Source organism: Embleya sp. NPDC005575 (assembly GCF_040605455.1).
GTDB lineage: Bacteria > Actinomycetota > Actinomycetes > Streptomycetales > Streptomycetaceae > Embleya.
The window spans coordinates 13648-38437 of the sequence record NZ_JBEXCV010000089.1 but is presented as its reverse complement, the minus strand read 5'-3'; the positions used below and the strand labels follow the sequence as shown (position 1 = coordinate 38437).

The following is a 24790-nucleotide window of genomic DNA, read 5'->3' as shown; positions in this document are numbered from 1 at the left end:
CCGAGCACGACGGCGGTGGCCAGGCCGAGGGCGACGCCGATCATCGGGTCGGTGTTCTCGCCGGTGGAGCGGGCGGTGCCCCACACGATCACCGCGGTCTCCAGGCCCTCGCGGCCCACCGACAGGAACGCGGTCAGCACCAGCGCGCCGGTGCCCATCGCCAGCGCCTGGTCCAATCGACCCTGCAACTCCGCCTTCAACGCGTGCGAGGTCCGCCGCATCCAGAAGATCATCCAGGTCACCAGCAGCACCGCGACGATCGACAGCGAACCGCCGAACAATTCCTGCTGCTTGAAGTCCATCTCCGCCGAGGTCAGTTCGAGGGCGGCCTCCAGGGCCACGCTCAGGCCGACCGCCGCGCCGATGCCGACCCACACTGCGGGCAGCGCCTCGCGCCGACCGGTCTTGACCAGGTAGGCGATCAGGATGCTGACCACGAGGGCCGCCTCCAGGCCCTCGCGCAGGCCAATCAGATAGTTGGCGAACACAGGCCACCCCACCAGTTCGAGCAAATATTGAAGAATGAGAATTAGGCGAGGCTAACCAAACCATCCAGGGGGATCCGGCGTCAATGACAAAGCAAAGGTCGGGTAAGGCAGCGCGTGGCGCACGCCCCCGCCGCGCCGGGCTCGGCGGATCGCCTGCCTGGCGCGGCGCACCGGGCGGGACGCGCCCGGTGCGCGGACGTGCGGGTCAGGCGCTCGTGCCGTTGGCGGCGTGCGCGGCCAGCCGCAGGAAGGCGCCGGAGAGCGCGGGCGCGGTCAGGCCGATCTGCCACGAACGTGCGCCGAAGGCGCGCAGCACGTCGCCGACCGCGTCGGCGGTGGGCACTGCGGGCGGGGCCCAGGCGAGCCGGCGCACGTAGTCCGGCGCGAGCAGGTTCTCGGTGGGCAGTGTGTGCTCGTCCGCGATGGCCGCGACGGCCGTCTTGGCCGCGGTCAGGCGCTCCGCGGCGGCCGGGTCCTTGTCCGTCCACGCGCGTGCCGGCGGCGGGCCCTCGTGCGGCAGCGTGGACATCGGCAGCTCCACCTCGGGCAGCGCCCGGGCCTGCTCGATCGCAGCCAGCCACACGCCGGCCTGGCGCCGGCTGTCTCGACCGGTGAAGCCGGGCAGCGCGAGCAGGGCGGCCACCGACGCGGGCCCGGCGAGCGCGGCCTCGACGATCGCGCTGTCCGGGATGACCCGGCCCGGCGAGACGTCCTTCTGCCGCGCGATGCCGTCCCGGGCCAGCCACAACGCGCGCACGATCGCCAACTGCCGACGGCGCCGCACCCGGTGCAGTCCGGAGGTGCGCCGCCACGGGTCGACCCGCGGGGCGGGCGGCGGTGCGGCGGCGATCGCGGCGAACTCCTGCAGGGCCCAGTCGAGCTTGCCCTGCTCGGTCAGGATGGCCTCGAGCTCGTCGCGCAGCTCGATCAGCACCTCCACGTCCAGCGCGGCGTAGCGCAGCCACGGCTCGGGCAGGGGACGGGTGGACCAGTCCACCGCCGAATGCCCCTTTTCCAGCGAGAAGCCGAGCACGGCCTCGACCATCGCACCCAGCCCCACCCGGGGGAAGGCGGCGAGCCGGCCGGCCAGCTCGGTGTCGAAGATCCGCCGTGGCACCATGCCGACCTCGGCCAGGCACGGCAGGTCCTGGGAGGCGGCGTGCAGGACCCATTCGGCGTCGACGATCGCCGCGCCGAGCCCGGACAGGTCCGGACATGCCGCAGGGTCGACCAGGGCGCTGCCCGCGCCGGCCCGACGCAGCTGGATCAGATAGGCGCGTTGTCCGTAGCGATAGCCCGACGCCCGCTCGGCGTCGACGGCGACCGGTCCCGCTCCGGCGGCGAAGGCGGCGATGGTCTCGGCGAGCGCTCGCGGATCCGCCACGACGGGCGGTACGCCCTCGCGAGGTGCCAGGAGAGGGACCGGCGCCGGGGGGACCGGCGCCGGAAGTTCGGATGAGGTTTCGAAGGAGGCGTCGGTCACCCCACCAAAATAACCCGCCCGTCCACCCGATCGGGCAGGTCCCCGCCAAGGTGGGCGCGCCACCGACGGTGTACGACGGTCGGAAACCGGACAAAATCAGCTGGTCCCGCTGCCCGGACGCCGATCGGCCCGACACCGAGAGGGCCGATCCCCGGCATGCCGAATCCCGGCGGGTGGGTCCACCCGCCGGGATTCGGCTCTACCTGATGAGGTGTCCTGATGCCCAGCCGACCTGCGTCAGCTGATGATGCCGGCCCGCAATGCGAGGGCCACCATGCCGGCACGGTCGCCCGTGCCCATCTTGCGGGCGATGCGGGCGAGATGGCTCTTGACCGTCAACGCCGACAGGCCCATCGCCTGGCCGATCGCCTTGTTGGACCGGCCCTCCGCGACGAGGCGCAGGACCTCGATCTCGCGCGCCGAAAGCTCCCGGACGCCGGAGCCGGGCTCCGTCCCGCGCTGTTCCGACGGACGCATGCGGTTTGCCTGGGGCATCCCGTGGTGCATTCCCGCTTGCCGTGCGTGTCCAGGGTTCAGTCCCGCTCGCGCGCCGGTCACGACATAGCCCCGAACGCCCGCGGCAAGCGCGGAACGAACGGCACCGATGTCGTCGGCTGCGGAGAGTGCCAAGCCGTTCGGCCAGCCGGACGCGCGCATCTCGGTGAGAAGCGTGAGTCCGGAGCCGTCCGGCAGGTGCACGTCGGCGACACAGAGGTCGCGCGGCGTGCCGGCACGGGATCGAGCCTCGGCGATGGTCGACGCCCCGACGACGTCGCGCACACCGAGGGCCCACAGGTGGCGGATGACGGCGTCGCGAACCCGGGGGTCCGCGACGACAACCATTGCCGTGGGCTTGGAAGGACGGTAGGCAAGCAGGTTTGCAGGGTGATCGAGAAGTACCGACACCGGGCCTCCTGCGCAGTGATCGCGATTCCCGAAGAAGCGGCCCGACCAGCTACTCCTTCGGGGTGGTCACCCTGTCCTTCGGCACATATGGCGCCGGCCTTTAGAGGAAGATCCAAATCCGTTATGCGACGTTGACCCGGGTGTGTGACCGCGAGGTCTCGCAGCGGTGACCCGGCGTGTCAGGAGCCGGGTCGCGAGGGCCGGCGCGGTATGGCGACGACTCCTTCGCCGGAAACCACCGGCGGCAAACCCGCGCACGTGCACATGAGTTCGGTCCACGCCAACAGGTGCGGAAGCAACTCGTCGTCGGCCGGGGTCCACGATGCCCGGACCTCGATCTCGGTCCGGGCGATCTGCCCGGAGAGTCCGCCGAAACCCTGCGAGGTACTGCGACTGATGGTGCCGCTGGGGGCCCGATAGGCGGCGCCGACCGCGTGCAGGGACTCGGTCAGCCAGGTCCAGCCGACCTCGGGCAGCAGCGGATCCATGGCCAGCTCGGGTTCGAGTTCGGCGCGCGTCATGGTGACCACGCGAAACGTCCCCTCCCAGGCCTCGTGGCCCGCCGGGTCGTGCAGCAGCACGATCCGGCCGCCCGCCAGTTCGTCCTCGCCCAGGGCCACCTCGGCCGCGAAAGCCGCCGAGAAGGGGGCCAGGCCGCGGGGCCGGGACATCTCCTCCAGGACGATCTCCGGGCGCAGGATCGCGGCCCGCCATCCGGCCAGCGCCTGCCGGAACTCCTCGGGCTCCTCGGTCTCGCCGACTGCTGCCATGCCTGGCAGCCTAGGCCGCGCCGGGGTCGCCAGTCCCGGGCGACGCGCCGGGCGGGGGTGCTCGGTCTGGGCCGTCCGGGTGCGTCTGGGACCATGGCGGATGTGACCGAAACGAGCCTTCCGCATGCCACCGTCCGAGACTCGGCCTTCCTGCGGGCCTGCCGACGTGAACCCGTACCGCACACCCCGGTGTGGTTCATGCGCCAGGCGGGTCGTTCGCTGCCCGAGTACCGCAAGCTCCGCGAGGGCACCGCGATGCTCGAATCGTGCATGCGGCCGGACCTGGTCACCGAGATCACCCTGCAGCCGGTGCGCCGGCACGGCGTGGACGCGGCGATCTTCTTCAGCGACATCGTGGTGCCGCTCAAGGCGATCGGCATCGACCTGGACATCAAGCCCGGGGTCGGCCCGGTCGTGGCCAACCCGATCCGCTCGCGCGCCGATCTCGCGCAGCTGCGCGACCTGACGCCGGAGGATGTCCCCTACATCACCGAGGCGGTCGGCCAACTCGTCGGCGAACTCGGCGGCACGCCGCTGATCGGCTTCGCCGGGGCGCCGTTCACCCTCGCGAGCTACCTGGTCGAGGGCGGCCCGTCGAAGAACCACGAGCGCACCAAGGCGCTGATGTACGGCGACCCGCAACTGTGGGCAGACCTGGTGGGCCGGCTCGCGCAGATCACCTCGGCGTTCCTGAAGGTGCAGATCGAGGCGGGCGCGTCGGCGATCCAGCTGTTCGACTCGTGGGCCGGCGCGCTCTCCGCCGCCGACTACCGGGCGTCGGTGCTGCCGGCCAGTACGAAGGTGCTGTCCTCGGTCGAGCACTACGGCGTGCCGCGGATCCACTTCGGCGTGGGCACCGGGGAACTGCTGCGCATGTTCGGCGAGGCCGGCGCGGACGTGGTCGGCGTCGACTGGCGGATTCCGCTGGACGTGGCGGCGACCCGGGTCGGGCCGGGCAAAGCGCTCCAGGGCAACCTGGACTCGGCCGTGGTGTTCGCGCCGTGGGAGGCGATCCGGGCCAAGACCGACGAGGTGCTGGCCGCCGGGCGCGCCGCCGAGGGGCACATCTTCAACCTCGGGCACGGCGTACTGCCCCACACCGACCCCGAGGTGCTCACCCGCATCGTGGCGCACGTGCACGAGGTCAGCGCCCGGTAGGGCCGCCGCTTCGCATGCCGACGGGCCGACGAAGCGGCTCGGCCGCGGGCGAGGGGCCGACTGCGGCTGCTCGGCCGTGCGCGGAGCCGGTCGGGGATCGGGTGTCGCCGACGCGTGGCCGGTTCCCATCCCCGGATGGTCCTCGTGAGAGGGTGCGGTGTGGACAGTTCGCCGGTGGTAAGCGGTCGTCATGTCGTCGTCGTGGGTGGCGGAATCGCCGGTCTCACGGCCGCCTGGATCCTGCTTCGGGACGGCGATCCGCAGCTCACCGTCACGGTCCTCGAAGGCTCCGCCCGGATCGGCGGCAAGCTGCACGCCGGCACGATCGCGGGCGTCGCGGTCGACGAGGGCGCCGAGTCGATGCTCGCCCGGCGCACCGAGTCGATCGACCTCGCGCGCGAGGTCGGCCTGGCCGCGGACCTGCAGCCGCCGAGCACCGCGGGTGCGTCGTTGTGGACCCGCGGTGCGCTGCGGCCGATGCCGCGCGGCCACGTCATGGGTGTGCCCGGCGACCTGGAACCGCTCGCGGCGAGCGGGGTGTTGTCGGCGGCGGGCCTGGCCCGGATCCCGCTGGACCACGCGCTCGCGCCGCACCGCTATGAGGACGACGTGTCGGTGGGCCGCTATGTCGCCGAGCGGGTCGGCCACGAGGTGGTGGACCGACTGGTGGAGCCGCTGCTGGGCGGGGTGTACGCGGGCAACGCCTACGACATCTCGCTCGCCGCGGCGGTCCCGCAGCTGGTGCCGATCGCGCGCACCGGCGGGTCGCTGGTCGCGGGCGTGCGTGGGCTCCTGGAGCGCGCGCGGCCGGGCGGCCCGGTGTTCATGGGCATCCGCGGCGGCATCGGGAGGCTGCCGGTCGCGGTCGCGGGCGCGGTGGTGGCGACCGGGCGCGGCGAGATCAGGACCAGGACCACGGTGCGCGAACTGGAGCGTACGCCGACGGGCTGGCGGCTGATCACCGGACCGACGAACGCGCCGACCGCGATCGAGGCGGACGCGGTGGTGCTCGCGGTACCGGCTGCGCCCGCGGCCCGGCTGCTGCGCCCGCACTCCACGGTCGCCGCGGTCGAACTGTCCTCGATCGAGTACGCGGGAATGGCCCTGGTCACCCTCGCGTTCCGTCGCGCCGACCTGGCGGCGGTGCCCGCGGGCACCGGGTTCCTGGTGCCGCCGATCGACGGCCGCCGGATCAAGGCGAGCACGTTCGCGTCCAACAAGTGGGGCTGGCTCGCCGACGCCGACCCGGACACGTTCGTGCTGCGCACCTCGCTCGGGCGCGCCGGCGAGCAGGCGGTGCTCCAGCACGATGACGCGGACCTGGTCGCCGACTCGCTCGCAGACCTGCGGGACGCGATCGGGTTGAGCGCCGAGCCGATCGACACGAAGGTCACCCGCTGGGGTGGCGGGCTGCCGCAGTACGCGGTCGGTCATCTCGGCCGGATCGCCTGCGTGCGCGACGCGGTGGAGCGGCTGCCCCGGCTGACGGTGTGCGGCGCGGCGTACGAGGGCGTCGGCATCCCGGCGTGTGTGGCGAGCGCGACCAGTGCCGCGGCCGACGTGATGGCACAGCTCGCCAGGCCGCTCGCCCGCCCCGTGCGCTGACTCCCGGTGCGGGGGAGAGAGAATCGATCCATGACCCAAAGCACCGCGGACAACACCCCGGAACCGGTCGACGCCGCAGCAGCCGTGATCGACGCCGCTCTCGACGCGGACGTCCCGGGGAGCGAAGGCCGACCCACGCCGGCGCGCCCCAAGGCCCGCGACCTCAACCAGGTGATCAGGTACACGATGTGGTCGGTCTTCCGGCTCCGTGAATCGCTGCCCGGTGGCCGGGCCGGCCTGGCCGGCGAGGTCGAGCAGTTGTTCGAGCAGTTGCTCGACAAGGACGTCGTGGTACGCGGCACCTACGACGTCTCGGGCCTGCGCGCCGACGCGGACATCATGATCTGGTGGCACGCCGAGGACTCGGACGCGCTTCAGGAGGCGTACAACCTCTTCCGCCGCACCGGTCTGGGACGGCTGCTGGAGCCGGTGTGGTCGAACATGGCGCTGCATCGCCCGGCGGAGTTCAACAAGAGCCACATCCCGGCCTTCCTGGCCGATGAGACCCCGCGCGACTACGTCGCGGTGTACCCCTTCGTGCGCTCGTACGAGTGGTACCTGCTCGAGGACGCCGAGCGTCGCCGGCTGCTCGCCGAGCACGGAAAGATGGCGCGCGGATTTCCGGACGTGCGGGCGAACACGGTGCCCTCGTTCGCGCTCGGCGACTACGAGTGGATCCTCGCCTTCGAGGCTGACGAGCTGCACCGCATCGTCGACCTGATGCGGCACCTGCGCGGCTCGGAGACCCGCCGGCACGTGCGCGAGGAGGTGCCGTTCTACACCGGCCGCCGGCACCCGGTCGGCGAACTGCTCGCCGGTCTGGCCTGAGTCACCCCTCCCGGGCGGTCGGGCCACGATCGGCCCGACCGCCTCGGGACACCCACGCCTAGGACGAGCTGCTCGAGCACGACGAAGAGCTCGAACACGAGGACCCGCTCGAGCACGATGATCCGCTCGAACAGGACGAACCGCTCGAACACGAGGAGCTCCCGCCCCCACCGCAGGAGGAGTTCCCGCCGCACGAGGCGTGGTGGCCGTGCGAGTGGTGTCCCTGCCAGTCGGGGCCCGGTGAGTGGTGTCCGTGCGAGTGGTGCGTGCCGTATCCGTCGAACGGGGCCGTGCCCGGCAGCCACTGGTCGGGAGGCGGGCCGGGGTTCGAACCGGGGCCGAACGACGAGCCGGGCGGCCACCCGCTGCCGGGCCCGTACGGCCGGCCGAACGTGCGGCGCATCCGCCGTCGGGTCACCCGCCGGACGCTCAGGCTCACCACCAGCGCGCACGTGCCCGCGATGACGAACGGAACCAACATGAACCAGGTCATGCCACCCACCCCCTGTGCGTGATCGCCTGCTCGTACCTACCGGTCGCGCGTCCACGGGCGACGCCCGAGCCGCGCGCGCAACCGCCCCCATCGGGACGGCTCACGCGGGATGAACACCTCGGCCAACGCGGTCGGCAGTTCGTCGCGCTCCCACAGGTGGGCCGCGAAGGCGTGCACGTCCGCGCGGGTGCCGCCGTCCGCCGGCTTCGGGTGAACCAGTGCCCACGTCATGAACTCGCCCGGCCAGCGCGGCCCCAGAGCGCTCGCCAGCTCGGGCACCGCGCGCAGCGCCGAGTCGCGTCGCTTGGCGGCCAGCGCCCGGGCCTGCGCGCGGACCCGCTCCGGGTCGAAACCGGCCGGCGTGGGGCCGCCCGCCACCAGCGCCGCGAGCAGCTCGCTCTGCTGCCGGGCCAACCGCTCGCGCGCGCTCACGAGCGCACCGCCGTGCGGCTGACCACCGCGCGGATCGCGGCCAGTTCGGCGGCCAGCTCGCCGACGGGCGGGAAGTCGGTGTCGCGCTCCAGCAGCACCCGCGGCGGCCGGCGCAGCGCGCACAACATCTCCAGCACCTCCAGGATCGGCGCGGTCACCGGGTGTGCGTGCGTGTCGTGCCACAGGCCCTCGCGCTCGACGCCACCCGCGACGTGCACGTACTCGACCGCCTCCAGCGGCAGTTCGGCCAGCGCGGCGGCCGGGTCCAGGCCGTGGTTGACGCGCTCGGTGTGCAGATTGGCCACGTCGATCAGCAGCCGTACGCCGGTGCGTTCCACCAGCTCGGTCAAAAAGCGCGCCTCGCTCATCTCGTTGCCGGGCCAGGACAGCAGCGTCGCCGGGTTCTCCAGCGCGAGCGGGACCGGCAGCGACTCCTGGGCGATCCGCACGTTCTCCACGACCACTTCGAGCGCGTCCCGGGTCATCGGCGCGGGCAGCAGATGGCCGGCCTCCATGCCCCCCGCCCGGACGAACGCGAGGTGCTCGCTGACCAGCGGCGACTCCAACGCGCCCGCCACCTCCGCCAGCCGGGCCAGCCGCGCCGGGTCGGGCCGGTCCGCGCCCGCGAGCCCCAGACCGACGCCGTGCGGGATCACCTGCACGTCCCGCGCACGCAGCACGCGCAACGACTCCGGCAGGTGCTCGACGCACACGTTCTCGGCGATCACCTCGACGAAGTCGACGCCGGCCAGGCGCTCGATCGTCAGATCGATCTCCGGCCGCCATCCGATTCCCACCGCTGTCCGCATATGCCAAGCATGGCGGGCGCGACCCACACCGAAACAGGCGGAGTTCCCTCGGTTCCTTCGCAGCCGACCGGACCCTAGCCGCCGCAGCCGTCCGCCGTGCCGCCGCAGGAGCCCGCGCGGGCGCCCTGGGGGGACGCGCAGGACGTGCTGCCGCACCACGGGGACCGCGGGTCGCGGCTGCCCGGGGCGGGGGCGTTGCGGCGGAATATCTCCTTGACCACCGGGTCGGGGAAGCGGTCCAGGCCCCACAGCGCGACCGCGCCCACCCCGTCGGCGCCCAGCGCGGCCACCGCGGCCTCGTCGCGGCGCATCCGGATCAGCCGGCGCATCGTCGGCGCGGTGGGCACCACCCGCTCGCCGAACACGCCGAGCAGCAGCAGGCCCGCGACGCACGCCTGGATGCCGATCACCGCGAGCAGCAGGCCCACCCACGGCAGCGCGCTTGCCGCGCCGTCGTCGGCGCGCACGAAACCCGCCACGGCGGTGGCCACGCCCAGCGCCATGGTTGCGAACAGCGCCCAGCGCGGCACCCGGCGCGGTCCCGCGTCCGGCCGCGCGACCAGACCGGCCGCGAGCAGCGAGGTGCCGATCGCCTGGATCTCCGGGGATCCTGCCACCCGCACGCGCAACTCGCGCAGCGGCAGCCCGCCGTACTCCTCGTCGAGCACGCGCAGTGGCGCCTCCGGCGCCGCGCCCGGCTCGGGTGTGCGGGCGGCGACCACCTGACCGTCCCGGCTCACGTGCAGCGAGCCGGCGCCGAGCAGGCGCAGGATGCACACGTCCGCCGCGCGGGCCGCGCCGCCGGAGACGAACGCGTACTCGACCGGGCCCAGTTCGGCCAGACGCCGCCGGTCCGCGCGCTTGCCGCCACGCCGCGCGGACCCGATGGCGACGCCGAGCACGAGCGCCGTCCAGACCGAGTACGCGAGGGGTGGCAGCCACGGATTCATGGTCATCAGGCATAGCGGACGAACACCGCCCACGTGACCGGATGTGACGTTTGCCGCACCGCTCGAAAGCAGGTTTGACGGGCGCGGCGATCAGCCCTGCGGGTCGGGTTCCAGGGTCAGCGAGATGGAGTTGATGCAGTAGCGCTGGTCGGTGGGCGTCCCGTAGCCCTCGCCCTCGAAGACGTGTCCCAGGTGCGAGCCGCAGTTCTTGCAGCGCACCTCGACCCGGGTCATGCCCATCGACGAGTCCTCGATGTACTCGACCCGGTCCTCGGCCAGCGGTGCGTAGAAGGACGGCCAGCCGCAGTGGCTGTCGAACTTGGTGTCGGAGCGGAACAGCTCGGTCGTACACGCCCGACAGCGGTAGACGCCGGTCGTCTTGGTCTCGGTGTACTCGCCGGTCCAGGCGCGCTCGGTGCCGGCCCGGCGCAGCACCCGGAACTCCTCGGGGGACAGCTCGGCCCGCCACTGGTCGTCGGTCTTCTCGATTTCGTAGGCCATGTCCACATCCAACACGCAACGGTGCCGCGACGTTCCCCCGTTGGGATGTCGCGGCACCGTGGGGTGTCGGCCGGGCCGACCGGCGGTCAGCGCGGGGCGTTGTTGCGGTCGCGGATGGCGTCCAGGATCTCCGGGCCGAGCAGGGTGACATCGCCCGCGCCCATGGTCAGGATCAGGTCGCCCGGCCGGGCCAGCGCGGCCACCGAACCGGCGACGTCGGACCAGCTGTGCTCGGTGCGCACCAGGCCGCCGTTGTCCAGTGCGGCGTGCGCGATGATGTTGCTGGTCACGCCCGGCTGCGGGTCCTCGCGGGCCGCGTAGATGTCCATCACGACCGCGATGTCCGCGGCGGCCAGCGCGCGGCCCATCTCCACGCCCAACTGCTGCGTGCGGCTGAACAGGTGCGGCTGGTACACCGCGATCACCCGGCCCGCGCCCACCGCACCGCGCGCGGTGGCCAGGTCGGCGGTGATCTCGGTGGGGTGGTGCGCGTACGAGTCGATCACCCGGATGCCGCTCTCCTCGCCCTTGAGCTGGAACCGGCGGCGCACCCCCTGGTACTTGCCCAGGCCCTCGGCCATCCGCTGCGGCTCGACGCCCAGCGCCAGGCCGACCGCGAGCGCCATCACCGCGTTGGAGGCGTTGTGCCGACCGGGCACCGCGACGGTGAACACCAGGTCGCCGTCGGCGGCCTTGCCGCGCACGGTGACCCGGCTGCCCAGGCCGAGCGACTCGATCTCGACCAGGCGCAGGTCGGCGTCCTCGTGCTCGCCGACGGTGACCACCCGCAGCTCCGGCAGCGACACCGCGAGCCGCTCGCGCAGGGTGCCCGCGCCGGCGTCGTCGGCGGACAGCACCAGGGTGCCGCCCGTGGTGATCCGGGCGGCGAAGATCTCGAACGCCTCCAGCACGTCCTCCAGCGAGCCGTAGTTGGCGTGGTGATCCAACTCGACGTTGAGGACGACGGCGACCTCGGGCGTGTACTTGTGGAAACTGCGGTCGCTCTCGTCCGCCTCGGCCACGAAGATGTTGCCCGAGCCGTGGTGGGCGTTGCTGCCCGCCTCGTTGAGGTCGGCGCCGATCGCGAAGGACGGGTCCAGGCCCAGCGAGGTCAACCCGACCGCGAGCATGCTGGTCGTGGTGGTTTTGCCGTGCGTGCCCGCGACGGCCACCGAGCGGCGCCCGTCCATCAGCCGGGCGAGCGCGTCCGCGCGGTGCACGATCGGGATGCCACGCTCGCGCGCGCGCACCAGCTCGGGGTTGTCCGTGCGGATCGCGGACGACACGACCACGCAGGACACGTCCTCGGCCACGTTGGCCGCGTCGTGGCCCACGTGCACCGTGCAGCCGAGCTGGCGCAACGCGAGCACCTGCGTGGAGTCCTTGGCGTCGCTGCCGAAGACTCGGGCGCCGCGAATCGCGAGGATCTTGGCGAGCCCCGACATGCCGGCGCCACCGATGCCGACGAAGAACGGGCTGCCGAGGTCGACGGGCTCGGCGGGGGGTGCCATGACGCGGGCTCCTTCGAATCGTGGGACCCGGGCGGTTCGGCGCGGGCTCCCCGCGATTGTGTCAGCTCACGTCGTGTGCGAAGAGCTTGAGCACCGGGACACCGACGTTCTGTCGGGCGCGCGAGGCCCAGTCGCGGTGAAAGACCTCCTCGATGAAGTGCGGGTCGGTGAGCACGATCACCTCGTCCGCGTCGTGCCGCTCGACGATCTGCTTGAGCGTGTCCAGCGGGTCGCGCCCGGGGGTGGTCTCGCCGACGGCGTTCGCGCCGATCGCGCGCAGCGCCGCGACGCTCGCGTCCAGCGTGCGTCGTGCGGCGGTCGCGCCGTCGTCCGGGTCGGACCTCTCCTCGATGTCCTCGGCCGCCTCGTCCAGGCGGACCAGGGCCACGTCGTCCAGCGCCTGGAGCAGCTTGCGATGGTCGGCCTTGCCGGGCAGGACCACCACGAAGGACGTCTCGACGCCCTCGTGCAGGCTGGTGACGAACTCGACGTCCGCCTCGTTCAGGACCTTTTCGATGAGCAGCACGATCGTGTACACGCAACACTCCCTTGATCCACAAGATCCAACCCCCGAGGCGGGTGGCTGTGCCCGGTCTGCCCGGGAGACCACCTTCCCACTCCCACTCTCCGGTGCCGTGCCCGGCGGGGGAACGTCGCCGGGCGCGGGCCCGGGTCGGTGCACCGCTCACGAGCGGTGACCGACCCGGCGCAGCGCGACCCGGTGCGCCGCTCACGAGCGCACATAGCGGGCGAACAGCGAGCCGTCCTCCTCCAGCAGCGACACCGGGCGCATGGACACCGCGTCAGCGAGGGCCGGACCGGCCAGGATCCGGTCGGCGGGACCGGCGGTCAGCAGCGGGCTCACCGTCAGGCACAGCTCGTCCAAGCGGCCGCACGCGGCGATCTGGGCCAGCACGTGCGGGCCGCCCTCGGTCAACTGCCGGGTCAGCCCGCGCGCCGCCAGTGCGTCCAGGGCGCTCGCGAAGTCGACCCGGTCCCGCCCGGCCACGAGCACGTCGCCGTACGCGCGAGCCGCCGCCAGGCCCTGTGGCGCGGCGTCCTCGCAGGTGATCACGATGGGCGCAGTGATCGCCTCGGTGAACAGCGGCGCGGTGAAATCGACGGCCAGGCTGCGCGAGACGATGGCGATCACCGGCGCGGGCGACTGCCCGGCGGCGGCGCGGGCGGCGGCGTAGGCGGATTTGGGCCGCGGCGGTCGGTAGCCCTCCTTGCGGACCGTGGCCGCGCCCACCACGACGACGTCGGCCAGACCGCGCAACACCCCGAAGATCCGCTTGTCCGCCGGTGAGGACAGCCCCGCGGACAGGCCGTCGGGCGCTTGGGCGGCACCGTCCAGACCGGCCACCATGTTCGCCCGCAGCCAGGTTCGGCCGGGCGGATAGGCGTATGCCTCGACGAGGTCGACGTCGGGCTCGGCAGGGGCGCTGGGTGCAGGAAGGAGACGGCGCATGCGACCGAGTTTTGCACGCGTCGTAGGCTTGATGATCGTGTCCGTAGCCCACGTCGTGTCGCTCACCCGGCGTCAGCCCAGCGTTCCCGCCGACCGTCTCGTCGCCGAGATGGTTCCGCCGCCGCGCTTCGGCGATGTGCGCTTCGATACCTACATCCCGGATCCGAACCAGCCCGGGCAGGCCGCGGCCGTGCTGCGCCTGGAGCGGTTCGCCGCCGGACTGAACGGGGACGGCGGGAACGGGAAGCGGCGCTGGTTCCGCCGCGAGAGCGCGCCCGGCGGTCCCAGCGGGATCTACCTCGACGGCGGCTACGGCGTCGGCAAGACCCACCTGCTCGCATCGTTGTGGCACGCCGCACCCGGGCCCAAGTCGCTGTGCACGTTCGTCGAGCTGACCAACCTGGTCGGCGCCCTGGGCTTTCGGCAGACCGTCGAGGCGCTGTCCGGACACCGGCTCCTGTGCATCGACGAGTTCGAGTTGGACGACCCGGGCGACACCGTCCTGGTGTCCACCCTGCTCGGCAAGCTCGCCGACGCGGGCGTCAAGCTGGCCGCGACCTCGAACACGCTGCCCGACAAGCTCGGCGAGGGCCGGTTCGCCGCGCAGGACTTCATGCGCGAGATACAGGGGCTGTCGGCGCGCTTCGAGGCGCTGCGCATCGACGGCGAGGACTACCGGCACCGGGGCCTGCCCGCGGCTCCCACACCGATCGCCGACGACGTGGTTGCCAAGGCCGCCGAGGCCGCGCCCGACGGCGCCGCACTCGACGACTTCGCCGAACTGCTCGCGCACCTGGCGACCGTGCATCCCAGCCGGTACGGCGCCATGCTCGACGGCGTCACGGGCATCTTCTGGCGCGGCGTGCGACCGGTCCAGGACCAGGCGACCGCGCTGCGCCTGGTGGTGCTCGCGGACCGGATGTACGACCGCGAGCTGCCGATCGTGGCCTCGGGGGTGCCGTTCGACGAGTTGTTCACCGAGGAGATGGTGGCCGGCGGCTACCGAAAGAAGTACCTGCGCGCGATTTCGCGGCTGGTGGCGATGGCCCGCGAGGGCGCGGAGCACGTCCCGACTCGCTGACCGGGGTCGAGGTAGGGGTACGGCCGGCGTCGGCCGTGCGCCGTGCGGGCGTTGTCCGTGCGCGACCGGTCCGCGGGTGCGGCATCATCGGACCCGGGTCCCGACGACGCGGAGGCAGTGGCATGGCGAAGAAGGCCGAACGCAAGGGTGCAGGCAGGCTCGACCGGGACTCGAAGGGGCGAGCCCCGGTGGGCCTGGGCGAGACATCGGACGAGACGGTCGCCGCGCAGGCCGCTGCCAAGACTGAGAAGGCCGCGAAGGCCGAGAAGGCCGTGAAGAAGGCCGTGAAGGCGGACAAGGCCGCGAAGGCCGAGAAGGCCGCCAAGAAGGCCGAGAAGGCCTCGAAGGCTGCCGAGAAGGCCGCGAAGGCCGATAGGAAGGCCGACAAAGCCGCGAAGGCCGACAAGAAGGCCGAGAAGACGCCGAAGGCGGAGCGGGAGCTGCGGGCCGAGCAGGCCAAGGCGGCCAGGAAAGCGGACAAGAAGGCCGCCAAGGCGTTGGAGGCCGCAGCCGAGCGGGCCGAGGCCGAGCGGGCCGCGGCGCAGGCGCTGGGACTCGAGGTGGTCGAAGTCGACGCGGGCGGCCTCGAAGCCGTCGAGGTCGAGGCCGTCGACGTCGCGGTCCTCGAACTCGAAGCGGTCGCCGAGGAGTGGGCCGACCCGTCGGCCGCGAGTGAGCCGCCCGTCGCGACCGAGCCCGAGCCCGAGGTCGCCGCCGAGCCGCCCCGGCTTCGCGTGGTCGCCGAAGCGCGCGCCGACGTGCCCGGCCACCCCGGGGCCGACGAGCCCTCCGTCCGGGCCGCGCTGCGGTTGACCGGCGGCCCCGTCGACCTGACCGCGATCGACCCGCGCGCCACGCCCGGTTTCTGCGGCGACAAGGCCGACGCGCTGGCCGACATCGCCGCGATGGGCCCGCGGCTGGCCGAGTTCCAGGAGAAGCTGTACGCGCAGGCCGTGGCGGGCGGTGCGCGCCGCCGGGTGCTCCTGGTGGTCCAGGGCATGGACACCTCCGGCAAGGGCGGCACGGTCAAGCACGTGATCGGCCAGTTCAACCCGTCCGGCTGCCACATCCACGCGTTCAAGGCACCTACCGAGGAAGAGCTCGGGCACCCGTTCCTGTGGCGGATCCGCAACCAGGTACCGGGCCCCGGTCTGATCGGCGTGTTCGATCGCTCGCACTACGAGGACGTGCTGATCGCGCGGGTGCGCAACCTGGTCCCGCGCCAGGTGTGGTCGCGCCGCTACACCGCGATCAACCGGTTCGAGCAGGGCCTGGCCACGGACGAGGTGAGCGTGGTCAAGATCTTCCTGCACATCTCGCCCGAGGAGCAGAAGGAGCGGCTGCTCGCCCGGCTGGACAACCCGGACAAGCACTGGAAGTTCAACCCGGCGGACATCGACGAGCGCTCGGTGTGGCCGGACTACCGGGCGGCCTACCAGGTCGCCCTGGAGAAGTGCGACACCGACGCGGCGCCCTGGTATGTGGTGCCCGCGGATCGCAAGTGGTACCGCAACTGGGCGATCAGCCGGCTGTTGCTGGAGCACCTCATCGAGTTGGATCCGCGCTACCCGGCGGGCACGTTCGACGTCGAGGCGGAGCGGAAGCGGTTGCTGGACACGTGAGCACGCACGCGCGGGCCTTCGGCCGTGCTCGTCCTCGAACGCCGGACGGGTCGGATCGGCTCGTTCGGTGCGCGAGGTCGGAGTCGGGGTCGCGACGGTGGTCTCAGCGCGAGCCCACCCGGACCACCGCGACCGAGGTTGCGGGCAGCCGCAGGGTGGTGCCGACCAGGCCGCGACGGATCTCCGCGCGATCGTCCCAGGCCGCGACGATCTCGGCCGCGCCGGTGCCCATCGGCAGCGTGGCGGGCTGCTCGGCCAGGTTGACCGCCGTACGGAACGCGCCTCGGTGCACCATCAGCCAGCCCGCGGTCTCCTCGAAGCTGACCTGAACCCTGGTCAGGTCCGGGTCGGTCAGGTGTTCCCACTCGCGGCGCAGCGCGATCAGCCGCTTGTACCAGGCCAGCAGCGCCGCGTGCGGCGAGCCTTTGAGCTCGTCCCAGTCCAGACACGAGTTGCGCACGGTCTGCGGCGACTGCGGATCCGGGATCTGTGCGGCGTCCCATCCGTGCGAGGCGAACTCGGCGCGGCGCCCGTTGCGCACCGCCTCGGCCAGTTCGGGGTCGGTGTGGTCGGTGAAGTACTGCCATGGGGTGGACGCACCCCATTCCTCGCCCATGAACAACATCGGGGTGAACGGCGCCGTGAGCACCAGGGCCGCGCCCGCGGCCGACAGCGCCGGTGGCAGGGTGGCCGAGATGCGGTCGCCGGTGGCCCGGTTGCCGACCTGGTCGTGGGTTTGCAGGTAGCCCAGGAAGCGATACGCGGGCATCCGCGAGGTGGGCACCGGGCGCCCGTGCGTGCGCTCGCGGAACGAGGACCACGTGCCGTCGTGCAGCCAGACCCGAGTGAGCGTCTTGGCGAGTGTGCCCATCGACCCGAAGTCGCCGTAGTAGCCCTGCCGTTCACCGGTGAGCAGCGAGTGCAGCGCGTGGTGGAAGTCGTCGCTCCACTGGGCGTGGACGCCCATTCCGCCGCTCTCGCGCGGGGTGACCACGCGGGGGTCGTTCAGGTCCGACTCGGCGATCAGGAACAGCGGCCGGCCACTCGACGCGGCGAGCTTGTCCACCGCCTCGGACAACTCTTCGAGGAACGGCACCGCGCGGTTGTCGGCGAGCGCGTGCACCGCGTCCAACCGCAGCCCGTCCACGTGGTAGTCGCGCAGCCACATCAGCGCGCTGCCGACCAGGTAGGCGCGCACCTCGTCGGAGCCGGGCCCGTCCAGGTTGACCGCCCAACCCCACGGCGTCTTGTAGCGGTCGGTGAAGTAGGGCCCGAATCGCGGGAGATGGTTGCCGGAAGGACCGAGGTGGTTGTGCACCACGTCCAGGATCACGCCCAGGCCGCGCCCATGGCACGCGTCCACGAAGCGCTTGAATCCCTCCGGACCGCCGTACGGCTCGTGCACCGCCCACGGGCACACGCCGTCGTAGCCCCACCCGTGTCGACCCGGGAAGGCGGACACCGGCATCACCTCGACGTGCGTGATGCCCAGGTCGACCAGGTGGTCCAGCCGCTCGATCGCCGCCGCGAAGGTGCCCTCGACCGTGAAGGTGCCGATGTGCAGCTCGTAGACCACCGCGCCGGGCAGCGGCCGGCCGGTCCAGGCCCGGTCGGCCCACGCGTACGCGGCGTGGTCCACCACTCGGCTCGGGCCGTCCGGTCCCTGCGGCTGCCACGGCGAGCGCGGGTCGGGGAGCGGTGTGCTGCCGTCGATCACGAACGCGTAGTCGCTCCCGTGTACCGCGGCCGGTACTTCCGTCTGCCACCACCCGGGTCGGTTCGCGTCCCGCATCGGCTTGCGTCGGCCGTCGACGATGACGTCCAGAGACGACGCTTTCGGAGCCCAGACCTCGAACCTGACCACGATGGTTGTGTCCTTTCCGGGAACGCGTGGGAATACGTGGGGACGGGTGGGAGCGCGCGGGCGCGGCCGGGTCAGCCGCGGGTGAGCAGGGCCACCGGCAGGTCCTCCAGGATGTGCCGCAGCCGGGCCTGCCCGGTGTACGCGTTGCCGGTCAGCGCGTCGACCCAACGGCCCGGCGGCAGCGGCAGCAGCGCGCCGCCCCAGCCGCCCTTGGCCGCGAGGCCGGCCGGCAGCAGGGTGGCCACGGTGATCGCCTCGTCGCCGCGTACGAACGCGATCGCGTGCCGCGCCTCCTTGCCGCGGGCGGGCAGCGGCGCGTAGGTACCGGCGAACCAGTCGGGATGCTCGCGGCGCAGGCGCAGCGCGGCTTGCGTGACTTGGAACTTGAGCGCGTCCAGCGGACCGTGCTCGCGGCCGAAGTCGACCGGGGCCCGGTTGTCCGGGTCGACCAGTGTGTACAGCGCCAGTTCGCTGCCCTGGTACACGTCAGGGACGCCCGGCATGGTGAGCTGGACCAGCTTGGCGCCGAGCGAGACGGCCCGGGCCGGACGATCCAGGTCGGTGACGAACTCGGCGATGTCGCCCGCGAGTTCCCCGTCCGCCAGGACGGCGCGCACGAACGCCTCACTCGCCGCCTCGTAGTCGGGGTTCGGGTCGGTCCAGGTGGTGGCCCGGGCCGCCTCGCGCATTGCCTTGCGCAGGTAGTCGACGGCCCGGTCGGGAGACAGCGGCCAGGCGCCGACCAGGGTCTGCCACAGCAGGTAGGTGTCGTAGCCGTCCGGCCCGAAGCGGAACTCGGAGCGGTGCGCGCTCGACCAGTCGTTCCAGGTGCGCACCCGCTCGGCCCAGTCCTCGGGGACCTCGGCCAGCACCGCGAGCCGGGCCCGCACGTCCTCGCTGCGCTTGGTGTCGTGGGTGCTCAGCGTGGTCATCGTGGTCGGCGACATGCGCGCGCAGGCGTCGTGGAAGCCGGCGATGTCCAGGCCGATCGAGTCCGGTGCGCCGCCGACCTCGTTCAGCGAACTCAAGCCGTACCAGCGGTAGAACGCGCGGTCCTCGACGCCCTTGGCCGCGAGCGTCGCCGCCACCTGCCCGAAGCGCGTGCCGAACTCGCCGTCGGCGAGCGCCAGTTCTGCGATCTCGCGGGCCGCCTCGGAGACCTGGCCGGGCACCCCGGTCAGGGCCCGGGCCATGGCCGCGATCGAGCCGGGGCCGCCGCCGGGGTAGGGGCGGTAGGTGGGGAACGCGGCCAGCAGCGGCGGCAGCGCGCGGCCGATGTCACCGGCGCCCGCGACCGGTTCCAGGTGGTCCAGGGTGCGCCGCAGCCGGGCGAATTCGGTGGCCAGGCCGCCCGTGAGCACCTCGGCCCTGGCCTCTTGGACGAGGTAGTCGAAGCCCTCCCGGACCCCGGTCTGCTCGCGGTGCAGCGCCCGCAGCGGCTCGGCGCCCTCGGCGTCGACGAACAGGTTGTCCACCCGGCGCAGTGCGTCGTACCCGGTGGTGCCGTCGCAGGCCCAGTCGACGGGGAGACGCTCCTCGTCGGCGAGGATCTTCTCCACCACGATCCAGGCGTTCGGCGCGGCGGCGCGCAGTCGCGCCAGGTACGCGCGCGGGTCGGCGAGCCCGTCCGGATGGTCGATCCGAAGCCCCTGCACCAGGCCCTCGTCGACCAGCCGCAGGATGGTCGCGTGGGTGGCCGCGAAGACTTCCTCGTCCTCCTGGCGCAGCGCGATCAGGCCGGCGATGGTGAAGAACCGGCGGTAGTTCAGTTCGGTGTCCGCGCGCCGCCAGTGCGCGAGTTCGAAGTGTTGGGCGGCGAGCAGTTCGTCGAGCGCGAGCTTGTCGGTGCCGGCCCGGAGCGGGAACTCGTGCTCGTGGTAGCGCAGCACGTCGCCGTCCACGATCAGCTCGTCGGCGATCTCCTCGACCGGCCCGCCGAGCACGGGCAGCAGCACCCGGCCGTCGTGTCGCGTCCAGTCGATGTCGAACCAGCGGGCGTAGGGCGAGTCCGGCCCCTCCCGCAGGGTCTGCCACAGCGGTCGGTTGAGCGACTCGGGCGCGGGCACGGCCATGTGGTTGGGCACGATGTCCAGCACGATGCCCAGTCGGTGTGCGGCGGCGGAGGCGGCCAGCGCGCGCAACCCGTCCTCGCCGCCGAGGTCGGCGGACACGCGCGAATGATCGACCACGTCATAGCCGTGCGTGGACCCGGGCACGGCCTGCAGGACGGGCGACAGGTGCAGGTGGCTGACCCCGAGCGAGGCGATGTAGGGCACGGCTGCGGCAGCGTCGGCGAACCCGAAGGCGGGCTGCAGCTGGAGCCGATAGGTCCCGGTGGGGAGCTGTGATGGCGACGAGGTCATGCGGACTAGCTTCCCCGGACGACCCCGCGCTACCACCCGCCGGGGTGGTGAAACCTGATCGGACGCGGCCGGGCCCGGTCCGGCGGAGCCGGCCGCCGCGGTGGATCGGCGGCGCGCACCCCTGGCGCGGGGCGCCCGTGCGACGGCGCCCGGCCGGTGCGGGCCGCCTCACTCAGGGCCGTTGCAGGACCACCAGCGAGCGGGGCTCGACCGTTTGGCAGGAGCCGCCGTCGACGGTCATCCGGGTCTTCGGCTCGTGCATCGTAGTCTTGTCGTCGGCGGTGTCGACCACGACCGTCCAGGTCGTGCCCAGGCCGTCGGGGATGGTGAACTCCTCGGTTTCGTGCGAGGCGTTGAACAACAGCAGGAACGAGTCGTCGGTGATCTTCTGGCCGCGCGGGTCGGGCTCGGAGATCGCGTTGCCGTTGAGGAAGACCGCGACCGACTTGGCGGCTGCCGCCCACCAGTCGCCGTCGGACATCTCCTCGCCCGTGGGGGTGAACCAGGCGATGTCGGTGAGCTCGTCGTGGGTGCCCTGGACGGACCTGCCGTGGAAGAAGCGCCGGCGCCGGAACACCGGGTGCTCGGCCCGCAGCCGGGTCATCATCCGCATGAACTCCAGCTGGTCCGGCACCTCGCCTTGCGGCCACCGCACCCAGGCGAGTTCGTTGTCCTGGCAGTAGACGTTGTTGTTGCCCCGCTGGGTGCGGCCGAACTCGTCGCCGTGCGCGATCATCGGGACGCCCTGGGACAGCAGCACGGTGGCGATGAAGTTGCGCTGCTGACGGGCCCGCAGCGCGAGCACGTCCGGGTCGTCCGTCTCGCCCTCGACACCGTGGTTCCAGGACCGGTTGTGGCTCTCGCCGTCCCGGTTGTCCTCGCGGTTGGCCGCGTTGTGCTTGTCGTTGTACGACACCAGGTCGTGCAGGGTGAAGCCGTCGTGGCAGGTGACGAAGTTGATCGAGGCGATCGGGCGCCGGCCGTCGTCCTGGTACAGGTCCGAGGAGCCGGTCAGCCGCGAGCCGAACTCGGCCAGGGTGCGCTCCTCGCCGCGCCAGAAGTCGCGCACGGTGTCGCGGTACTTGCCGTTCCACTCGGTCCACAACGGTGGGAAGTTGCCCACCTGGTAGCCGCCCTCGCCGACGTCCCACGGCTCGGCGATCAGCTTGACCTGCGACACGATCGGGTCCTGCTGGACAAGGTCGAAGAACGAGGACAGCCGGTCCACCTCGTGGAACTGCCGGGCCAAAGTGGCCGCGAGGTCGAAGCGGAAGCCGTCCACGTGCATGTCGGTGACCCAGTAGCGCAGCGAGTCCATGATCAGCTGGAGCACGTGCGGACTGCGCATCAGCAGGCTGTTGCCGGTGCCGGTGGTGTCCAGGTAGTAGCGCTTGTCGTCGGCGAGCCGGTAGTAGGACGCGTTGTCCAGGCCGCGGAAGGACAGCGTGGGTCCGAGGTGGTTGCCCTCGGCGGTGTGGTTGTAGACCACGTCGAGGATCACCTCGATGCCCGCCGCGTGCAGCGCCTTGACCATCGAGCGGAACTCCTGCACCTGCTGACCGCGTTCGCCGGTGGACGAATAGGCCGCGTGCGGTGCGAAGAAGCCGATGGTGTTGTAGCCCCAGTAGTTGCGCATGCCCAGGTCGGACAGCCGGTGGTCGTGAACGAATTGGTGCACCGGCATCAGCTCGATCGCGGTCACGCCCAGGCTCACCAGGTGCTCGATCACCGCCGGGTGCGCCATCCCCGCGTAGGTGCCCCGGATTTCCTCCGGCAGCCCCGGGTGGGTGCGGGTGAGCCCACGCACGTGCGCCTCGTAGATCACCGTGTCGTGGTACTCGGTGCGCGGCGGCCGGTCGTCGCCCCAGTCGAAGTAGGGGTTGATCACCACCGAGGCCATCGTGTGCGGCCCGGAGTCGGTGGTGCTCATCAGGTCCGGGTGCTCGAACGAGTAGCCGTACATCGACTCGTGCCAGTGCACCTCGCCGCACATCGCCTTCGCGTACGGGTCGAGCAGCAGTTTGTTCGGGTTGCATCGGGCGCCGGAGGCCGGGTCGAACGGGCCCTGGACGCGGTAGCCGTACCGCTGCCCGGGCTGGACGCCGGGCAGGTAGGCATGCCGGACGAACGCGTCCGCCTCGCGCAGCTCGATGCGCTGCTCGGCGCCGCTCTCGTCGAGCAGGCACAACCAGACGCGTTCGGCGGCCTCCGAGAAGACCGCGAAGTTGGTGCCGGCGCCGTCGTACGTGGCGCCGAGCGGATACGGATGACCGGGCCAGACCTGCATGAGCAACCTGCTTTGTCGCGGATCGTGCTTCGGCAACTTGCAGTCTCCCGTACCGAACCGGATTCATGTGCGAGATCCGCTCCGGCGTCCCCCGGTCGGGTGGATTTCGAGCCCGGACCGGTGGGGTGCGTGCTGTCGATCCGATCGGTTTCGATCACAATGGTCAGATCCAGTCGAGCAGTTCCGCCGCGAGTAGTTCCTCCCGACACGGCCACGCGCCGCCGCACGAGCACGCCGCACCGTCGGTGCCTGCGGGGTCGGTGCGCCGGTGGTGCGCGAAGATGTCCGCGACCACGTCGCGGTACTTGGTGAAATCTTCCTCGGTGCCGGTGCGTCCCGCCGGGATCCTGCCGTTCGTGGCCAACATGACGACCTCCTGGGTGCCACGGTTCCTGTCGCATGAGACGGACCGGCGATCCGTCCCGGTTGCGCTCCGGAACAGGTGGAGGGAAGACCCTCTGCCGTCCGGCAATTGTTCCGAGACGTCGTGGTGCCGCCGGGCAGAAGTTGCCGGAGCGCCCCGAGTCCCCCCAATCGCCTTACGCCATCCGGGTAATGCTCGCGTGTGCACCACCCGAACGGGGTATCCGACCCGGCCCGCGTGGGCCCCCCGAGGCCACCGGGTTTCGCTATACGCTCGTTCGGTTCCGGCTCGACGACGAACGGATGGGACGCGATGGCCGATCGGGAGTCCAGCTCGCCACCCTCGACGACCGAGGATCCTGCGGAGGGGACGAGTACGACCGGCCTCGACAGTGGCACCGGCGCGACGTCGGGCGACGGCGGGGACACGTTCCAGGATCCGTACGCCGGCTACCGGGACGGTGAGTCCGCGGGCGGGGCCGCCGGGCTCACCGACACCGGCTCGTTCGCGTTCGACCCGGGCATCCTGCCCGGCCCCCGGCACGCGGCGACCGGGACGGCCGTCCTGGACGGTTCGAGCCCGCCCGACCCGATGCCGGGGATAGACCCCGCGGCGCTCACCTGGAGCGAGGACGACTGGGCCGGCGCGCTGCTGCGGGCTCGGCGGGCCGGCCGGGCCTACGTGTACCTGAACCTGATCGAACAGCGACTGCGTGCGGTGATCGGCGCGGTGCTGATCCCGGTCTACGGGCCCGGCGAGCACCCGCACGACGACGGCGCCTGGGTGCTGGCGGCGGCCGGCAACACGCAGAACGAATGGGTCGAACGCGCCGAGGCCGTGCGGGAGATGAGCCGCCGACGCGGATACATCGTGGACCCGGCGGACGACGAGCTGATCGCGTTCCTGACGCTGCCGCAACTGCGCGAGCTGATGGTGCGCAACTGGTGGTGCTTCGAACCCTTCCTGCCGGACCGGCGCAAGCTGGAACGGGCCCTGGAAGAGGTCGAGATCGGCCGGCACATCGTGGCCCGCAACCGCGTGCTCTCGCCCGACGTGCTGGCCCAGGTCGAACGCGCGTGCCTGCGGGTGCTGGCGATGCTGGACGGCCCGCTCGCCGACCAGGGCGATCGGCGGCTGGCGCTGGACGCGGTCGAGGAACTGTTCGCGGGGCGCTACGCGGACGTGGTGGGCGTCTTTCAGGACCGCTCCGCGCTGCAACGGCGCCTGCCGTTCGCCGACCTCGTGGACGGCGCGCGCGGGATCGACGCGATGGGCGTGTCGCTCAACCTGCTGTGCCAGAACTACTCGGGGCGCGATCTGACCCGACTGGGGGCGAGCGGCTGCGAGATGCGGCTGCTGTTCCTGAACCCGGCCGGGGACGCGATGAAGCAGCGGGAGAAGGACGAGGGGATCAAGAAGGGGCTGCTGTCCCGGATGACCACGCTCAACATTCTGCACCTGCGCCGGATCCGCTCGAAGCTGCGTGAGCCCCGACGAATCGAGATCCGGTTGTACGACGAGGCGCCGCGGTTCGGCGCGTATCTCGTGGACGGGGACGTGGGGCTCATCCAGCCGTACCTTCGCCGCGCGCGCGGGGTCGAGTCGCCCGCCTTCGTACTTCGCGCCGACGCGATGGGGACCACGGCGCGAGGGCTCTACCCCCTTTTCCAGGAGGAGTTCGAGCAGCAGTGGACGGACAGCAAGCGCACGTCCTGAGCCGAGGCCGCGGTTGCGTCCCGGTCGCCTCGGGCCGAGCGTGCCCGCCCGCACCGCCGGTCGCGCAAGAGGGACGGTTGCGGTTGTA

At 72.1% G+C, this 24790-nt stretch carries 19 protein-coding genes and 1 pseudogene; 6 read left to right on the top strand and 14 right to left on the bottom strand.

Annotated elements, in window-relative coordinates:
* The 4 genes from ABZS54_RS26520 to ABZS54_RS26505 all read right to left on the bottom strand — a co-directional run.
* Positions 1 to 488: FTR1 family protein (locus ABZS54_RS26520; protein ID WP_355541018.1), on the bottom strand; the 488-nt coding region annotated here is incomplete at its 3' end.
* A 205-nt stretch (positions 489 to 693) separates the two neighbouring features.
* Complete coding sequence (locus ABZS54_RS26515) at positions 694 to 1971, bottom strand: ribonuclease D (protein ID WP_355541006.1); 1278 nt, start codon at positions 1969 to 1971, stop codon at positions 694 to 696.
* Between the two features lie 237 nt (positions 1972 to 2208).
* Positions 2209 to 2877 (bottom strand): response regulator transcription factor, encoded by a 669-nt coding sequence (locus ABZS54_RS26510; protein ID WP_078974877.1) that lies wholly within the window; start codon positions 2875 to 2877, stop codon positions 2209 to 2211.
* A 179-nt stretch (positions 2878 to 3056) separates the two neighbouring features.
* Entirely contained in the window at positions 3057 to 3647 is a 591-nt protein-coding gene (locus tag ABZS54_RS26505; RefSeq protein ID WP_355541003.1) for a DUF3000 domain-containing protein, read from the bottom strand.
* A 93-nt stretch (positions 3648 to 3740) separates the two neighbouring features.
* Here ABZS54_RS26505 and hemE point away from each other — a divergent pair, with 93 nt between their 5' ends.
* The 3 genes from hemE (at position 3741) to hemQ (ending at position 7238) form a co-directional block, all read left to right on the top strand.
* Positions 3741 to 4805 carry a uroporphyrinogen decarboxylase gene (gene hemE, locus ABZS54_RS26500; RefSeq protein ID WP_355541000.1) on the top strand — a complete coding sequence of 355 codons (1065 nt, stop codon included), beginning with the start codon at positions 3741 to 3743 and terminating at the stop codon, positions 4803 to 4805.
* A 174-nt stretch (positions 4806 to 4979) separates the two neighbouring features.
* On the top strand, positions 4980 to 6410 hold the full coding sequence (hemG, locus tag ABZS54_RS26495; RefSeq protein WP_355540997.1) for a protoporphyrinogen oxidase: 1431 nt from the start codon (positions 4980 to 4982) through the stop codon (positions 6408 to 6410).
* Positions 6411 to 6440: 30 nt separating this feature from the next.
* Entirely contained in the window at positions 6441 to 7238 is a 798-nt protein-coding gene (gene hemQ, locus ABZS54_RS26490) for a hydrogen peroxide-dependent heme synthase (protein WP_355540994.1), read from the top strand.
* Positions 7239 to 7767: 529 nt separating this feature from the next.
* Here the strand turns inward: hemQ and ABZS54_RS26485 are convergent.
* From ABZS54_RS26485 to ABZS54_RS26460, 6 genes and pseudogenes are all read right to left on the bottom strand, one after another.
* A pseudogene (locus ABZS54_RS26485) lies at positions 7768 to 8972 on the bottom strand (DUF692 domain-containing protein).
* A 74-nt stretch (positions 8973 to 9046) separates the two neighbouring features.
* Positions 9047 to 9928 carry a TIGR04222 domain-containing membrane protein gene (locus ABZS54_RS26480; RefSeq protein WP_355540991.1) on the bottom strand — a complete coding sequence of 294 codons (882 nt, stop codon included), beginning with the start codon at positions 9926 to 9928 and terminating at the stop codon, positions 9047 to 9049.
* A gap of 84 nt (positions 9929 to 10012) precedes the next feature.
* Positions 10013 to 10423 (bottom strand): peptide-methionine (R)-S-oxide reductase MsrB, encoded by a 411-nt coding sequence (msrB, locus tag ABZS54_RS26475; RefSeq protein WP_355540988.1) that lies wholly within the window; start codon positions 10421 to 10423, stop codon positions 10013 to 10015.
* A gap of 86 nt (positions 10424 to 10509) precedes the next feature.
* Complete coding sequence (murC, locus tag ABZS54_RS26470) at positions 10510 to 11934, bottom strand: UDP-N-acetylmuramate--L-alanine ligase (RefSeq protein ID WP_355540985.1); 1425 nt, start codon at positions 11932 to 11934, stop codon at positions 10510 to 10512.
* Between the two features lie 61 nt (positions 11935 to 11995).
* The gene (locus tag ABZS54_RS26465) at positions 11996 to 12472 is read right to left on the bottom strand and encodes an indole-3-glycerol phosphate synthase (RefSeq protein WP_355540982.1); all 477 of its coding nucleotides are present in this window, start codon (positions 12470 to 12472) and stop codon (positions 11996 to 11998) included.
* A gap of 192 nt (positions 12473 to 12664) precedes the next feature.
* A complete protein-coding gene (locus tag ABZS54_RS26460; protein ID WP_355540979.1) occupies positions 12665 to 13405 on the bottom strand; it encodes a pyrimidine reductase family protein in 741 nt (246 codons plus the stop codon).
* A 31-nt stretch (positions 13406 to 13436) separates the two neighbouring features.
* Between ABZS54_RS26460 and zapE the strand changes: the two genes are divergently transcribed.
* The gene (gene zapE / locus ABZS54_RS26455) at positions 13437 to 14486 is read left to right on the top strand and encodes a cell division protein ZapE (RefSeq protein ID WP_355540976.1); all 1050 of its coding nucleotides are present in this window, start codon (positions 13437 to 13439) and stop codon (positions 14484 to 14486) included.
* An 803-nt stretch (positions 14487 to 15289) separates the two neighbouring features.
* Positions 15290 to 16108: a PPK2 family polyphosphate kinase gene (locus tag ABZS54_RS26450; RefSeq protein ID WP_355541015.1), complete on the top strand. Its 819-nt coding sequence runs from the start codon at positions 15290 to 15292 to the stop codon at positions 16106 to 16108.
* 103 nt (positions 16109 to 16211) lie between these two features.
* On the opposite strand, the gene treZ is transcribed toward ABZS54_RS26450, so the two are convergent.
* The 4 genes from treZ to ABZS54_RS26430 form a co-directional block, all read right to left on the bottom strand.
* A complete protein-coding gene (gene treZ, locus ABZS54_RS26445) occupies positions 16212 to 17972 on the bottom strand; it encodes a malto-oligosyltrehalose trehalohydrolase (RefSeq protein WP_355540973.1) in 1761 nt (586 codons plus the stop codon).
* A gap of 71 nt (positions 17973 to 18043) precedes the next feature.
* Positions 18044 to 20335 carry a malto-oligosyltrehalose synthase gene (gene treY / locus ABZS54_RS26440; protein WP_355540970.1) on the bottom strand — a complete coding sequence of 764 codons (2292 nt, stop codon included), beginning with the start codon at positions 20333 to 20335 and terminating at the stop codon, positions 18044 to 18046.
* A gap of 172 nt (positions 20336 to 20507) precedes the next feature.
* Positions 20508 to 22622 (bottom strand): glycogen debranching protein GlgX, encoded by a 2115-nt coding sequence (gene glgX / locus ABZS54_RS26435; protein WP_355540967.1) that lies wholly within the window; start codon positions 22620 to 22622, stop codon positions 20508 to 20510.
* A gap of 163 nt (positions 22623 to 22785) precedes the next feature.
* On the bottom strand, positions 22786 to 22989 hold the full coding sequence (locus tag ABZS54_RS26430) for a hypothetical protein (protein ID WP_355540965.1): 204 nt from the start codon (positions 22987 to 22989) through the stop codon (positions 22786 to 22788).
* A gap of 309 nt (positions 22990 to 23298) precedes the next feature.
* Here ABZS54_RS26430 and ABZS54_RS26425 point away from each other — a divergent pair, with 309 nt between their 5' ends.
* Entirely contained in the window at positions 23299 to 24702 is a 1404-nt protein-coding gene (locus ABZS54_RS26425; RefSeq protein WP_355540962.1) for an SAV2148 family HEPN domain-containing protein, read from the top strand.
* Positions 24703 to 24790: the final 88 nt, after the last annotated feature.